This window comes from Thalassospira lucentensis, from assembly GCF_001613805.1.
In the GTDB taxonomy this organism is placed as follows: domain Bacteria; phylum Pseudomonadota; class Alphaproteobacteria; order Rhodospirillales; family Thalassospiraceae; genus Thalassospira; species Thalassospira lucentensis_A.
On record NZ_LPVY01000020.1, the window covers coordinates 171,842 to 185,839 of the forward strand.

At 56.7% G+C, this 13,998-nt stretch carries 14 protein-coding genes; 8 read left to right on the forward strand and 6 right to left on the reverse strand.

Going from position 1 to position 13,998, the window contains the following annotated elements; translation table 11 throughout:
- The first annotated feature begins 115 nt into the window (after positions 1-115).
- From AUP42_RS15410 to AUP42_RS21425, 3 genes are all read left to right on the forward strand, one after another.
- Positions 116-1,051, forward strand: coding sequence for an EamA family transporter (locus tag AUP42_RS15410; RefSeq protein ID WP_062952534.1), 936 nt, complete (start codon positions 116-118; stop codon positions 1,049-1,051).
- Between the two features lie 76 nt (positions 1,052-1,127).
- Positions 1,128-1,952, forward strand: a complete 825-nt coding sequence (locus tag AUP42_RS15415) for an aldo/keto reductase (protein ID WP_062952489.1) — start codon at positions 1,128-1,130, stop codon at positions 1,950-1,952.
- 522 nt (positions 1,953-2,474) lie between these two features.
- Complete coding sequence (locus AUP42_RS21425) at positions 2,475-2,642, forward strand: hypothetical protein (RefSeq protein WP_156484637.1); 168 nt, start codon at positions 2,475-2,477, stop codon at positions 2,640-2,642.
- Between the two features lie 248 nt (positions 2,643-2,890).
- On the opposite strand, the gene AUP42_RS21235 is transcribed toward AUP42_RS21425, so the two are convergent.
- The 3 genes from AUP42_RS21235 to AUP42_RS15430 all read right to left on the reverse strand — a co-directional run bounded on the left by AUP42_RS21235 (position 2,891) and on the right by AUP42_RS15430 (position 5,492).
- On the reverse strand, positions 2,891-3,547 hold the full coding sequence (locus AUP42_RS21235; protein ID WP_082824798.1) for a DUF4145 domain-containing protein: 657 nt from the start codon (positions 3,545-3,547) through the stop codon (positions 2,891-2,893).
- Positions 3,548-3,615: 68 nt separating this feature from the next.
- Positions 3,616-4,971, reverse strand: a complete 1,356-nt coding sequence (gene hemN, locus AUP42_RS15425; RefSeq protein WP_062952491.1) for an oxygen-independent coproporphyrinogen III oxidase — start codon at positions 4,969-4,971, stop codon at positions 3,616-3,618.
- Positions 4,972-5,063: 92 nt separating this feature from the next.
- Positions 5,064-5,492 (reverse strand): HIT domain-containing protein, encoded by a 429-nt coding sequence (locus AUP42_RS15430; protein WP_062952492.1) that lies wholly within the window; start codon positions 5,490-5,492, stop codon positions 5,064-5,066.
- A gap of 190 nt (positions 5,493-5,682) precedes the next feature.
- On the opposite strand from AUP42_RS15430, the gene AUP42_RS15435 reads away from it, so the two are divergent.
- Positions 5,683-7,041, forward strand: a complete 1,359-nt coding sequence (locus AUP42_RS15435) for an NAD(P)/FAD-dependent oxidoreductase (protein WP_062952535.1) — start codon at positions 5,683-5,685, stop codon at positions 7,039-7,041.
- Between the two features lie 17 nt (positions 7,042-7,058).
- Here the strand turns inward: AUP42_RS15435 and AUP42_RS15440 are convergent, their stop codons facing one another.
- Complete coding sequence (locus AUP42_RS15440) at positions 7,059-7,760, reverse strand: FMN-dependent NADH-azoreductase (RefSeq protein ID WP_062952493.1); 702 nt, start codon at positions 7,758-7,760, stop codon at positions 7,059-7,061.
- Positions 7,761-7,890: 130 nt separating this feature from the next.
- Here AUP42_RS15440 and gcvA point away from each other — a divergent pair, with 130 nt between their 5' ends.
- Positions 7,891-8,781 carry a transcriptional regulator GcvA gene (gene gcvA / locus AUP42_RS15445; RefSeq protein WP_062952494.1) on the forward strand — a complete coding sequence of 297 codons (891 nt, stop codon included), beginning with the start codon at positions 7,891-7,893 and terminating at the stop codon, positions 8,779-8,781.
- A gap of 96 nt (positions 8,782-8,877) precedes the next feature.
- A complete protein-coding gene (otnI, locus tag AUP42_RS15450) occupies positions 8,878-9,663 on the forward strand; it encodes a 2-oxo-tetronate isomerase (protein WP_062952495.1) in 786 nt (261 codons plus the stop codon).
- Positions 9,664-9,669: 6 nt separating this feature from the next.
- On the opposite strand, the gene AUP42_RS15455 is transcribed toward otnI, so the two are convergent.
- A complete protein-coding gene (locus AUP42_RS15455) occupies positions 9,670-10,932 on the reverse strand; it encodes a glycerate kinase type-2 family protein (protein WP_062952496.1) in 1,263 nt (420 codons plus the stop codon).
- Positions 10,933-10,987: 55 nt separating this feature from the next.
- The gene (locus AUP42_RS15460; protein ID WP_062952497.1) at positions 10,988-11,737 is read right to left on the reverse strand and encodes a FadR/GntR family transcriptional regulator; all 750 of its coding nucleotides are present in this window, start codon (positions 11,735-11,737) and stop codon (positions 10,988-10,990) included.
- 242 nt (positions 11,738-11,979) lie between these two features.
- Here AUP42_RS15460 and AUP42_RS15465 point away from each other — a divergent pair, with 242 nt between their 5' ends.
- Together AUP42_RS15465 and AUP42_RS15470 are read left to right on the forward strand one after the other, a co-directional pair.
- On the forward strand, positions 11,980-12,780 hold the full coding sequence (locus AUP42_RS15465; protein ID WP_062952498.1) for an N-formylglutamate amidohydrolase: 801 nt from the start codon (positions 11,980-11,982) through the stop codon (positions 12,778-12,780).
- A 1-nt stretch (position 12,781) separates the two neighbouring features.
- Positions 12,782-13,951 (forward strand): carboxylate-amine ligase, encoded by a 1,170-nt coding sequence (locus AUP42_RS15470; RefSeq protein WP_062952499.1) that lies wholly within the window; start codon positions 12,782-12,784, stop codon positions 13,949-13,951.
- Positions 13,952-13,998: the final 47 nt, after the last annotated feature.

A 13,998-nucleotide genomic window follows, 5' to 3' on the forward strand; every position in this document is an offset into this window, starting at 1 on the left:
GATATCGGGGTTGCCACGTCCCGTGCACCGGATGTGGCACCCTTTGCCGGAAAGGCTTGTTTTAATGGTCTTTCTGGCGTTTTCTGATTGTTCGCCCCACAAAACCGGTTTTGATATGTCCATTTCGACTGCGCTGCCTGCTGCCGTTCCTGAACATTTCCCCCGCCAGATTGCGGTTCTGATCCTTGTTGTTGTTGCCTGTTCCTTTGCCGGGAACCATGTAGCGGCAAGGCTGGCGTTTGAAAACGGTACTGGGTTGCTTCTGGCGATCCTGTGCCGGTCGGGTGTGGCATTGGCGATCCTGATTACACTTGTGATCTGGCAACGCCAGACGATCCGGCTGCCGGCCGGGACGCGCAAATGGCAATTGCTGCTGGGGCTTCTGGTCACGATCCAAAGCCTGTGCCTGTATTCGGCGGTGGCGCGCATTCCGGTCGCACTTGCGCTTCTGACGGCCAACAGTTTCCCGATCATTCTGGCGTTGCTGACCTGGGCATTGGGCGGCGAACGGCCGACCCTGAAATCGGCAGCCCTGATGCTGTTCATCCTGTCGGGGCTTGTTTTAGCACTTGATGTGCCAGGTGTTCTGGCGATGGATGGTGATGTTGGTGCGAACTGGTGGCAGGGGATTGGTTTTGCGCTGGGGGCGGCAACGTCCTTTGCTGTCGCCCTTTGGGTGACCGATCACAAATTATCGGCATTGCGCGGATCGGTGCGCAGCATGTTCACCATGGTGATCGTGTTTGCATCGATGATCATTGCCGGTTTTGCCGAACTGGTGCCGGGCGGAATGGCATTGCCATCCGCAACACCGGGCTGGTTCGGGCTTGGTGCATTGGTACTGCTGTATGGTGGTGCCTTTTCCGTCCTGTTCATTTCGGTGCCGCGGCTGAATATGGCGCGCAATGCGCCGGTGATGAATATGGAACCGATTGCCACCCTGCTGTTTGGCTGGGTGGTGCTGGAACAGATGATCAGCCCGGCCCAGATGCTGGGCGGGTTGGTCGTGATTACCGGGATTGTCATCCTGACGGTGCGCAAATCGGCCTGAGTGCCGGAATTATCGGAACCTTCGGGTTTGGCAGCCGTTGCGAAGACAGTCGCGACATTTCCAATGAGGAATTCAGATGTTTGATGTATCTGCAAATGGTGCGGTGATTCCCGCCCTTGGCTTTGGCACGTTTCGCATGCCCGAAGCCGAAGTTCTGCGTATCGTTCCGAAGGCCATCAAAACCGGCTTTCGCCATATCGATACCGCCCAGATTTACGACAACGAAGCCGCCGTCGGGCAGGCGATCCTTGATAGCGGCGTTCCGCGCAAGGACATCTTCCTGACCACCAAGGTCTGGGTCAGCAATTACGGGCATGATGCCTTTAGCAAGTCGGTCGATGAAAGCCTTGAAAAGCTTAAAACCGATTATGTCGATCTGCTGCTTTTGCATTGGCCAAACAAGGATGTGTCGCTTGCCGATCAGATCGGTGCGCTTAACGAGGTGCACAAGGCAGGCAAGGTGCGCCATATCGGGGTTAGCAATTTCAACATTGCCCTGATGGACGAGGCCGCCGCCCTGTCGGATGCGCCGCTTGTGACCAATCAGGTCGAATATCATCCGTTCATCGATCAGACCAAGGTCATGGATGGCGCGCGCAAGCATGGCATGGCGCTGACCGCCTATTATGCGATGGCCGATGGCAAGGTGCTGGAGAATGAGCAGCTTGGCGAGATCGCCAAGTCGCATGACAGGTCAGTTGCACAGGTGGTTCTGCGCTGGCTGTTGCAGCAGAATGACGTCATCGCCCTTTCGAAAACCGCAACCGAAAGCCGGGTCGCGGAAAACTTCGATATCTTTGATTTCGAACTCAGCGGCGAGGAAATGCAGGCCATTCATGGTCTGGCCGATAAAAACGGCCGGATCGTCAGCCCAGACGGGCTGGCTCCTGATTGGGACTGATCCTGCTGTGAGGGAACAACAAGACCGGCGAAGCTGATTTACTTGGTTAAGATATTGAGAAATATATCTTTTATATCGAGGTGAATTTTCGCTGGGAACTTTTTCCGGTTTTCTGGAAAATTGTTCTTGATTTGTTCTTTTTGTTGTGGCATAAAGATAAAGTCAACAGGACAAATGGGTCCGGAGACAAAACCCGCAAAGCGTGCTTCGCTTTTGCGGGTTTTTTGCGTTTCGGGTTGCAAAAACAGGAATGAGACGATGACGGGACAGCGATCTGACGGGATGAAATGGCGGGGACGGTATCGCCAAAGGGGCATCACTGGCGCATGGAAAAGCCATTACGGCGGTGGTGCGTCCGGGCCGTAAGGCTGCGGGAAATTTACGAAAAACTGTGGTTTATCATGACGGGAGAGTTGTGCCCTTGGGGCAAGGGCGTTTGTTCGGGGCAGCGGGAACCGGGGCGAGGCGAAGTTGGTTCGGTCCAGTTTAGTCCGGGGCCAGTCCGGTCGGTGAAGCGCGACAATGCCGAGGATCAGTAGGCCCGAATTGCGTCTGCACTGGATCGGCTGGCTGAACTGGCTGGCGTGGCCTGGCGATGGACCCGATGGCGCATTCGGACATGCCGAAAGGCCGGTCATCGATGGCGGGGTTTGTGCCTGCCATGCGACAACGCCGTTGCCTTTGGGGTGAGAAGCGTTTCCGGCATCACCGAAAGCGATGGGCGGGCGGGGCAACAGGGACATGGCCGAGGTCTACCCGATTGGTGGTGTTTGGCGATGCGGCGGGGTTGGCTTGGCGGCGAGGAAATGGGGCATTCATGGACTGGCGGATAAAACGGCCGGATCGTAGGCGCCGATAGGCTGGTAAATGAATGGGATTGACTGTTCGCAAGGAGTCTATCGATAGTAAATTTAGTTTGAACCAGACCTCTTGAAGAGCTAATCAGCGGCGTCCATTTCTGCGGATGTCGCTAGTTTTCTCTCAGCAAGCATGCCCGGGAGCGTGAACAGATACATAACTAAAAGCTCAGTGAATTTATGAAGTGCCATTGCTTCATCAATAGTAAAGGGGTCCTCATCATGTGCCGCATCATTGCCTTCAATACGAATATGGTGAGCCCACTCGGCCAACTCCTTTGTAATTAGTCCATCTTTTGCAACTTTATCTATTCGATTTACTAAATTTCCTTTTGTGTCCGGAGCAATTTGCTTGATCGCGACATCAAGCGTTTTACGAAACATTGTTCCAGAAGAATTTGGGGCAATCTTGATGTTCATAATTGCCTCTGAATAATATGTTTTTACCGTTTCTGGAAGATGCTCCGGGATGGGGGGCGTATCACCTGCTGGTGCAAAGCTTAAAAGTTGAAACGCATTGGGGTATACTCCAAAGTGCTGACTAATTTCAGCATGAGACCCTGACAAACCGCGTCCTTCTAAAACCAAGAATACAGCTACAGAAGCCCGGCCACAGTGGCCACATCTCAGAAATGAGTGGATTTCTCTACGGTATGCTGGGGGGCGATACTCAGCCACAACGTGATGGCCAACATGCTTTACTTGGCAGTGCGGGCAGTCATGTGCAACTACGGCCATCTATATTCCCCATGGTAAATTAGCTATTATAGATACTCCCATGTTTCCAAGCAAATTTGAAGCAATTCTCAAACCGCCTGTGAATGCCGTCCGTGGGCGTGATCAAGATAGGTGTCAAAGGCCGCACAAACCGCACGGACAAGCGGTCGGCCGCTTTCGGTAAGGGTGATGTGTGTGCCGTTAACTTCGACAATGCCATCCTGCGTCATGGCGCGGACGCGACCGATTTCCCATGTGAAACGGTCGACTGAGGTGCCGTGATCGGCACAGATGGCGGCAACATCAACCGTCAGGTTGCACATCAGTTCATTGATGATGTCGCGCCGGATGCGGTCCTCGTCACTGACCGCAATACCCTTTTCAATGCCGCATTCGCCCGCCTCGACCGCACGTTGCCAGCGGGCAAGAGCCGGGTCGTTCTGGGCATAGCCCTGCGGCAGGGATGAAATGGCCGAGGGGCCAAAGCCGATCAATGCTTCGGCGCGGTCGGTGGTGTAACCCTGAAAATTCCGGTGCAAAAGGCCGCTTTTCTGCGCGATGGCCATGGCGTCGTCATCGCGGGCAAAATGGTCAAGGCCGATGGCGCTGTAACCGTGTGAGGTCAGCCGGGTCTGGATGGCCTCGTACTGGGCCCAGCGGGCTGCGGTATCGGGCAGGGCTTCGGTCGGGATCAGGTTCTGGTGTTTTTTCATCCATGGCACATGGGCATAGCCGAATACCGACAGGCGGTCGGGGTTGAGCGTGACCGTCTGATCAACGGTTTCGATGATGCTGTCGACCGTCTGGAACGGCAGGCCATACATCAGATCGACATTGATGCCCGAAATCCTGTGCGCCCGCAGGCGGGCAATGACATCTTCGACCAGCTCAAACGATTGCACGCGGTTGACCGCACGCTGGACAAACGGGTTGAAATCCTGAATGCCGATGCTGGCGCGGGTAAAGCCGCAATCGGCCATGGCATCGATAAATTCCGGGGTTGCGGTGCGCGGATCCATTTCAAGGGCGACTTCGGCATCGTCAAGGATATCGATGCGATCGGTCAGATCGGCCATGATCGCGCGCAGGTCTTCGGGTTTCAGTGCCGTCGGGCTGCCGCCGCCAAAATGAATGTGCGACACCTTGAAGCGATGCGCGGGGTCAAGCTTTGACAGCAGGCTTGCGATTTCAGCCCGAAGGGCGACAACAAAATTGCCGACCGGGTCATATTGTTTGGTGATTTTGGTGTTGCAGCCGCAGAACCAGCACATTTCCCGGCACCACGGAATATGCAGATAAAGCGATAAGGGTTGTGCGGGATCAAGGTCACCCAGCCAGCTTTCGAAAGCCTTGCCATTCACCGACGCACTGAAATGCGGTGCGGTCGGATAGCTGGTATAGCGCGGCAGACGCAGGTCGTATTTTTCGTAAAGGGCGAGTTGCATGACGGACATCCCGAAAATTCGTTCTGTCCGTCTTTTGCATTATTCCAAATTCATCTTCCTTGATATGCGTCAAGGAGCGGCAAAGCGGGAAATTACAGATGCTTGAAAGCTGAAATCAGATCAGCCCGCAGGATCGCCAGCCGTTCATTGCCGGTTTCCTCGTCATAAGGTTCGGCCTTGCCGACGCCCCAGATCGGGCCGGGCCATGCAGCATCATTTTTGAACCGGGCGACGACATGACAATGGAGTTGCGGGACCATGTTGCCCAGCATCGCGATATTGGTTTTATGTGCGTCGAAGCGACGTTTCAGCGTTGCCGAAACAGCGGCGCATTCATCGCCCAGCAATTTGCGTTCATCCGCGCTCAGGTCGTCATAATCGACCAGATTGGCGCGTTTGGGGACCAAAATCAGCCAGGGATAGCGGGCGTCATTCATCAGCAGGATATGGGATAGCGGCCCGTCGGTGACGAGATCGGTATCGGCGGCAAGTTGCGGATGAAGGACAAATTCGTCGGTCATGGCGGGCCTCTTTTGGGGCTTGGTGAACTATGTGATCCTTATAATCGGAACGCATCAGCTTGTCGCGCGTTCCAGCAAAGGCGGACAGAATTGTCCATCCAATTGTTCTTTTTGAATAACTTGCAAATAACCCCGTTCCTGCCTAGCTAGAGCCGGGGTCGGACAAATGCATGACAGGAGCATGACCGGCATGACGGACAGAAAACGGGTGGTAATTGTTGGCGCGGGTTTCGGGGGCATGAGTGCTGCCAAGAAACTTGCGGGCAAGGATGATGTTGATGTCATCCTGATTGACAAGCGCAATCATCATCTGTTTCAGCCGCTGCTTTATCAGGTCGCGACCGCCGACCTGTCACCGGCCGAAATCGCCTGGCCGATCCGCAGTATTTTCAGCCGCTATCCCAATGTTTCCGTTTTCATGGGCGAGGTCACCGGGCTTGATTTGCCGGGGCGGCGGATCATCGCCGGGGATCGCGACCTTTCATACGATTATCTGGTGATCGCGACCGGGGCGGTGACATCCTATTTCGGGAATGATCACTGGGCGATGGTCGCACCGGGTCTTAAAAACATTACCGAGGCGACCGATATCCGCAAGAGCCTGCTTCTGGCGTTTGAGCGCGCGGAAAACAGCGAAGATGCGGAAGAACGGCGCCGGTTGCTGAACTTTGTCGTGGTTGGCGGCGGGCCGACCGGGGTTGAGATGGCCGGGGCGATTGCCGAGCTTGCCAAACAGGCATTATCCCATGATTTCCGCCGGATCGATCCGCGTGATGCACGCATCATCCTTGCGGAAGGTGGCCCCAGATTACTGGGCGCATTCCCGGAGGATCTATCGGAATATACCCGCAAATCCCTTGAAAAAATCGGGGTCGAGGTTCGGGTCAATCAGCAGGTTTCCGACATTACCGCGATGGGTGCGCAGATTGGCGATGAATTCATTCCGAGCGCCAATGTGATCTGGGGTGCGGGGGTTCGGGTTGATCATCTGGCCGACTGGACCGGGCGGGAATGTGATCGGGGTGGCCGGGTGATGGTCAATACCGATCTGTCGGTGCCGGGTTATGAGGATGTTTTTGTCATCGGTGATGCGGCGCATGTGCCGTGGCGCGATGGCATGACGGTGCCGGGGATTGCCCCGGCGGCCAAGCAGCAGGGCAAGTATGTTGGCGGGCGTATCCTTGATCATATGGCAAGCCGTGAAACGCCGCCATTTGCCTATCGCCATGCTGGAAATCTGGCGACGATTGGGCGTCATCGGGCGGTGATTGACCTGAACGGGTTGAAGCTGCGCGGCTGGTTGGCGTGGTGGTTCTGGGGGCTTGCGCATATCTATTTCCTGATCGGTCTGCGCGCGCCCGCCCTTGTGATGGTGCAGTGGGTCTGGAGTTATCTGTTCCGCAAAAAAGGCGCGCGTCTGATCACCGGACAGATGGCGGGCGAGGTATCGGATCAGGCAAGCCCCGCCCAAAGCGCAGCATCAAGCCCGGGGCAGAAAAACGACAAGAACACCACCGGGGGAATGAGGGGCCGATCCATTCCCCGGTGATGGTGCCATCAGGCTTTTCATGCCGTCATGGCGATATCGGACACCTGCGTGTGACGTGCCTGTAGTTGCATGACGATATCGGTAACCTTTGCCTCGGCATCAGCGATGGATTTCTGGGTGCGTTCATCGCCGAATTCGTCATATTCGATGGCGGTGCTGTGCTGATCGGTGATGCCGATATATTCCAGCGGGGCGAAGACGCCGCCTTCGACATGGTTAAGATGGGCAACACGTCCACCCGGATCATATCCGAAATCGCCGCGCGAGGATAAGACCACCACCGATTTGCCACCGGTCAGCATCGGCCAGTACGGTTCGCCATCACGCGACCGGTCAAAACCGAAGGTGACGCCGACACGGACGATGTTTTCGATCCATGCCTTCATCTGGGCGGGCATGCCGAAATTATACATCGGCACCCCGGCAACAATCACATCGGCACGCAGCAGTTCGGAGAGCAGTTCGTCGCTTTCGGCCAGAACCTGATGCATCCAGTCTTCGCGCTGGGCCGGTTTGGTGAAGGCCGCATGAACCCAGTCACCGGTTACCGGGTTGGGGGGATTGGCCCCGACATCGCGATAGATGATTTCGTCATCCGGGCGGGTGGCGCGCCATTGTTCGATGAATTTGGCGGTAAGGCGGCGGGAGTGGGAGCCATGGGCGCGGGTGTCGGATCGGCCGGGGCGGGCACTGCTGTCGATATGAAGAATGGTTGTCATGGGGCACCTTTGATCGTGAGTGATGATCTTTGTTCATCTGTTTCGATTTGCGTTACCCAATATTTGACTTGGATACAGGTTTTGATCAAAATCGAATATCTCAGCCAATAGATGAATTGAGTTCATCCATATGCCCTTGCCCCCACTTGCGACCCTGCGCGCCTTTGAAGCCGCCGCCCGGCACCTTAGTTTCAAGCGGGCGGCGTCCGAACTTGCCGTAACACCGACCGCGATCAGCCATCAGGTACGATTGCTTGAAGAAACCCTTGGTGTGCGATTGTTTGACCGCAAGCCAAGGCAGGTGACACTGACCGCCGCCGGGCAGGAACTTTATCCCACATTGCGCGATGGCTTTGCCGGTTTTGCCGTTGCCATTGATCGGGTCAAGGCGCGCAAGCAGCAGCGCAGCCTGACGGTGTCGGTGCTGGCGTCGTTTGCGGCCAAATGGCTGTTGCCGCGCCTTGGCGGTTTTCAGGCAGCACATCCCGATATCCATTTGCGGCTGCATACCTCCGCCGAGGTGGTTGACCTTAATTCCGGGATGGCCGATGCCGCGGTTCGATATGGACGGGGGCCTTTTGCGGGCATGGTGGTGCAAACCCTGTTTGCCGACCGCTTTGCGCCGGTGTGCAGCCCGATGTTAAACATCCAACAGCCCAACGACCTGCGCGGGCAGACCTTTTTGCATCTGGAATGGCTGCGCCCGGACGAGGCAACGCCGACCTGGGCGCGGTGGTGCAAGCTGGCCGGGTTGGATGATGTCGATTTATCAAGCGGGCTTAGTTTCAGTGACGATACCCACGCCATTCAGGCCGCCATCGCAGGGCAGGGCGTTGTTCTGGCCAGTTCGGCAATGGTGCGTTCGGAAATCGCCGCAGGGCTTCTGGTGCAGCCATTCGGCCCGGTGATGGAAGGGCATCATTATCATCTGATCCATACCGGCAAGAGTGCCAATATCAAGGAAATCGAGGCATTCGGTGCGTGGCTTGCGGACGAAATTGCCAAAGATGGTGCCGGGTGATGAAGGTGCCCGGGATGCCGTCCTGCTTTGGCATTGACGCGGCGGCGGTGATGCGAAACCATGACGGCCCGAACCCATGCTTCGATCAGGTGTCCAATGCCCCGTTTCAGCGCCAATCTTTCATTCCTGTTTGCCGATCTGCCATTTGAAAAACGTTTCGCGGCGGCGGCAGCGGCCGGGTTTGGCGGGGTCGAATATGTCGGCGCCTATGACATGCCGATGGCAAGCGTCAAATCGCTATTGAGCGATAATGGTCTTGAACAGGTTTTGTTCAATATGCCGACCGGCGATTGGGAAAAGGGCGAACGCGGGCTTGCCTGCCGACCGGGGCGCGAGGATGCGTTTCGCGATTCCGTGGTCAGGGCGCTTGATTACGCGGCTGCGACCGGATGCAGAATGGTGCATTGCATGGCGGGATTGATGGGCAAGGGCGAGGATGCGGGCGAGCTGGCGCGGCTTTATTGCGACAATCTGCTTTATGCCGCCGATCTGGCCGAACAGGCCGGGGTCAAAATCCTGATCGAGCCGATCAATCCGATTGATATGCCGGGATATTTGTTAAACTCGGTCGAGCAGGCCGCCGTGATCCTTGATCAGCTTGATCATCCCAATCTGGCGCTGCAATTCGATATTTACCACGCGCAGATTGTTGGCGGGAATATTGCGGCCCGTCTGGACAGGCATCTGGACAAAACCGCCCATATCCAGATTGCCGGTGTGCCGGGACGGCACGAACCCGATAGCGGCGAGCTTAATTACCCGTTCCTGTTTTATATGCTCGACCGGGTCGGGTATGACGGCTGGATCGGCTGCGAATACAAGCCGCATGGCAATACCGATGCCGGTCTTGACTGGATCCGCCCGTGGATGCCGAAATCCTGATCGGGGTTATTCGATCAGAATGGCGCGGAAGTCGTTTACGTTGGTCAGGGTCGGGCCGGTGATCAGGAGATCGTCGATTTTGGCGAATGCGCTATAGGCGTCGTTATTGGCCAGATATTCCCGAAGGTCGATACCGGCTGAAATCGCCTTTTGCCAGCTTGTCGGGTCGATGATGGCACCGGCGTTATCTTCGCTGCCGTCAATGCCGTCGGTATCAATGGCAAGCGCGCTGAACCCGGCGTGATCGCGGAACTGGATCAGGAGGGAGAGCAGAAATTCGCTGTTGCGGCCACCACGGCCCCCCTTTGCGCGGACCGTGACGGTTGTTTCACCGCCCGATAGCAGCACGCAGGGTCTGGCGGCGGGTTGGCCGTGATTGGCGACCTGATGGGCGATCCCGGCATGGACGATGGCGACCTCGCGGGCTTCGCCTTCGATGGCATCGCCCAGAATGACCGGATTGATGCCAAGGTCGCGGGCGACCTTTGCTGCGGCCTCCAGGCTATCCTGCGGGCGTGACAGCATGATCACTTCATGCCCGTTAAAGCACTTGTCGCCCGGTTTGACGGTTTCATGGATGTCGTTATTCAAAAGTTCGGTCGCGGCCAGCGGGATTTCGATCCGGTAACGGCGGATGATATCAAGCGCGTCCTGCCCGGTTGTCGGATCGGCAACGGTGGGACCGGATGCGATGATTGCCGGATCGTCGCCCGGTACATCGGATACCAGATAGGTCACCATGCGGGCGGGTGCACCGGCGGCGGCCAGCCTGCCGCCCTTGATCGCGGACAGGTGTTTGCGCACACAGTTCATTTCGGAAATGGTCGCACCGCTATGAAGCAGGGCCTTGCTGATTGCCTGTTTGTCTTCGAGTGTCAGGCCCGGACCGGGCAGGGCCAGCAGGGCCGATCCGCCGCCTGAAATCATGCAGACCACCAGATCATCGGGACCAGCGGATTTGACGATATCAAGAATACGCTGGGCGGCTTTTTGCCCGGCTTCATCTGGGACCGGGTGGGAGGCTTCGACAATTTCGATTTTCTCGCACGGGACCGCATGACCATAGCGGGTGACGACCAGACCGGAAATATCGCCATCCCATGCCTTTTCAAACGCCTGCGCCATATTGGCCGATGCCTTGCCCGCACCGATGACGATGGTTTTGCCCTTGGGCTTTGTCGGCAGGTTGCGCGGAATCTGGACCGCAGGATCGGCGGCCTTAAGGGCGGCATCCATCAACTGCAAAAGCGTGTCGCGCGATGTCGTCATGTCTGGTTTCCCTGAATGGTCGTATTTTTATCGTTCTTGTAATTGTATTTGCGGCTCAGTTCGGTTTGTTCACCGCGGCCAGTTTGAAATATTCGATGACCGCCTGCAAATGTTCGGACATGGCTTTTTCCGAGGCGTCCGGATCGCGGGCGGCGATGGCTTCGACAATCGCATAATGGTGTTCCTGCACCATCCGGTCAAAGGACGGGCCGGACAGATTGTTAAAGCGGATTTCGGTCAGGGCCGCCTGCAGGACATCGTGAAGCATTTTCATGACGTGGTAATAGATGATTGATCCGCTGGCGCGGCCGATCATCATATGCAGGCGATGGTCATCATCGGCACGGTATTTTGGCGCGCGACGCGGATCGTGGGCCTGCCGGTAGGCGATGCGCAGCAGTTCGATATCCTCGTCACTGGCGTTGATGGCAGCGCGCCGCGCGGCCCAAGTTTCGAGCGTGCAGCGGATTTCCTGCAGGTCGCGCAGATTGTTAAGCGAGTCCCGTACAAGATCGGTCATCGCGGTATCCATTTCGACCCCGGTCGAAGACAGGACTTCGGTGCCGCCGCCCTGAACCGCGCGAAGGTAACCACGGGTTTTAAGCTTTTGCAGGGCGGCCCGGACCGAAACGCGGCTGACTTTCATGTCCTCGGCAAGCTGTCGTTCGCCCGGCAGACGATCACCGGGCAGGAACATGCCCGCGGTGATCATGTCGAGAAGCTTGTCGGCAACCTGATCGGCAATCCTTTTGGGCCGGTTGGCATCAACCGTGTCCGAAGACGGTACAGGTTTGACAGGCGGCATGTTCTGAACACTCCAGCAGCGACTGTACTCCAGCCGACAAACGCGTTTGGTTTTATTGGTCATACCACTTTACGGGATGTTTGGCGTTGCTGCAAAGTGTCCGTTGAACTGTTGTAAAGAGGACGTGCGGGCGACCTTGTCAGTCCAGCAATAAATTGATAGTTCAACAGGGTTCGATGTGCCGGTTCGTGCCGGTTCCGGAGCCGAAAATTTCAAGCTGCCCCAATTTCAGGAGAATTCGCGTGAGCCACCATACCGGGTCGCTGCTGGGCCATGATGATCCCGCACCGTTTGAGGTTTTGAACGAGAACGGCAAGGGGCATTCGCTTTTTGTCTGTGACCATGCTTCGCGCGAAATCCCCAAAAGCCTTGGCACGCTGGGCCTGCCGGAAGAAGAACGCAAACGCCATATCGGTTGGGATATCGGGGCGCGCAAAGTGACCGAAATTCTGGTTGAACGGTTTGATTGCCCGGCGGTTCTGGGCGGGTTTTCTCGGCTGGTGATCGATTGCAACCGGCAGCTTTGGGACCCGACCGGGATGCCCGAAATCGCCGATCAGACGGTGGTTCCGGGAAACAAAAACGTTTCCCCGACGGAGCATATGAAGCGCATACGCGAGATTTTCCTGCCCTATCACGGGGCCATCGAAGAACGGATTGCCAATTTCCATGCCCACAAAATCGTCCCGGCCCTGATCGCCATTCACAGCTTTACCCCAGTGTTCCAAGGGTTTGAACGCCCGTGGGAGATCGGCGTGCTTTGGGATCAGGATGGCCGTATTCCGATGCCGTTGCTGGCGAAACTGCGCGAACAGAATCCCGATCTGACGATTGGTGATAACGAACCCTATTCCGGGCAGCATATGGCCGATTACACCATTGATCATCACGGCGAAGCCGGTGGGTTGCCCTGTGTGTCGATTGAAATCCGCCAGGATCTGATTGATACTGATGCGGGATGTGAGAAGTGGGCCAAAATCCTTGGCGATGCCTTTGTCGACATCCTGGCCGACCCGAACCTTTATAAAATCAGGAGAGACTGATTTGGCGGTGTCCCATTCGCGCGAACCGGGCTTTTCCATCGGGATCGAGGAAGAATTCTGGCTGGTGGACCGCGAAAGTCGCGATCTGGCGACGGACCCGGCAGCGGATTTTCTGAAAGACTGCAAGGATGAACTTGGCGATCAGGTATCAAGCGAGTTCATGCGATGTCAGGTCGAAACCGGCACCAAGGTTTGCAATAGTGCGGCCGAGGCGCGTGACCAGTTAACGCATATGCGCAGCACGGTTGCCGATATTGCCGGGCGCTATGACATGGCGTTGCTGGCGGCATCGACCCATCCGTTTGCGCAATGGGACAGCCAGAAACACACCGAGGGCGAACGTTACAGCACGATTGCGCGTGACCTTCGCACGGTTGTCGACCGGCTTCTGATTTGCGGGATGCATGTGCATGTCGGGATCGAGGATGATGACCTGCGGATCGAGCTGATGGCGCAGGCGAGCTATTTTCTGCCGCATCTTCTGGCACTAACCACCAGTTCGCCGTTCTGGCGGGGACGTGATACCGGGCTTCAGACCTTCCGGCTTTCGGTGTTTGATAACCTGCCGCGTACCGGCTTGCCCGAAGTGTTCGGATCATGGGCGGAATATCGCCGCCATGTCGATATGCTGATCCAGGCCGGGGTGATCGAGGATGGCACCAAGCTTTGGTGGGATTTGCGCCCCAGTGACCGTTGGCCGACGCTTGAAATGCGGATTGCCGATGTCTGTACCGATCTGGAAGATGCGGTCTGTGTGGCGTCGATCACGCGATGTCTGATGCGGATGCTGTATCGTTTGCGGCGTAATAACCAGCGGTGGCGGATTTATTCGAATATGCTGGTGCGTGAAAACCGCTGGCGGGCGTGCCGGTATGGCAGTGATGCCGGGGATAAAACCGGGCTGATCGATTTTGGCCGGGCGGAGATTGTGCCCTATGCCGATCTGCTTGAAGAAATCATCGAACTGATCCGCCCGGATGCAGAGCATTTCGGTTGTGTCGCGGAAATCGAGCATGCGCGCACCATTATCAAACGTGGCACAAGCGCACGCCGCCAGCGCGAGATTTATACCGATGCGGTAGAAAACGGGGCCAGCCCGCGCGACGCGTTGCTTGCGGTGGCCGATCACCTGATTGCGCATACGGTGCCCGGCGAAAAATCGGCAGTTTGAAAGCCGTCTGAAATTTGCCGGGCGAACGGGTCTTGTCATGGCAAAGC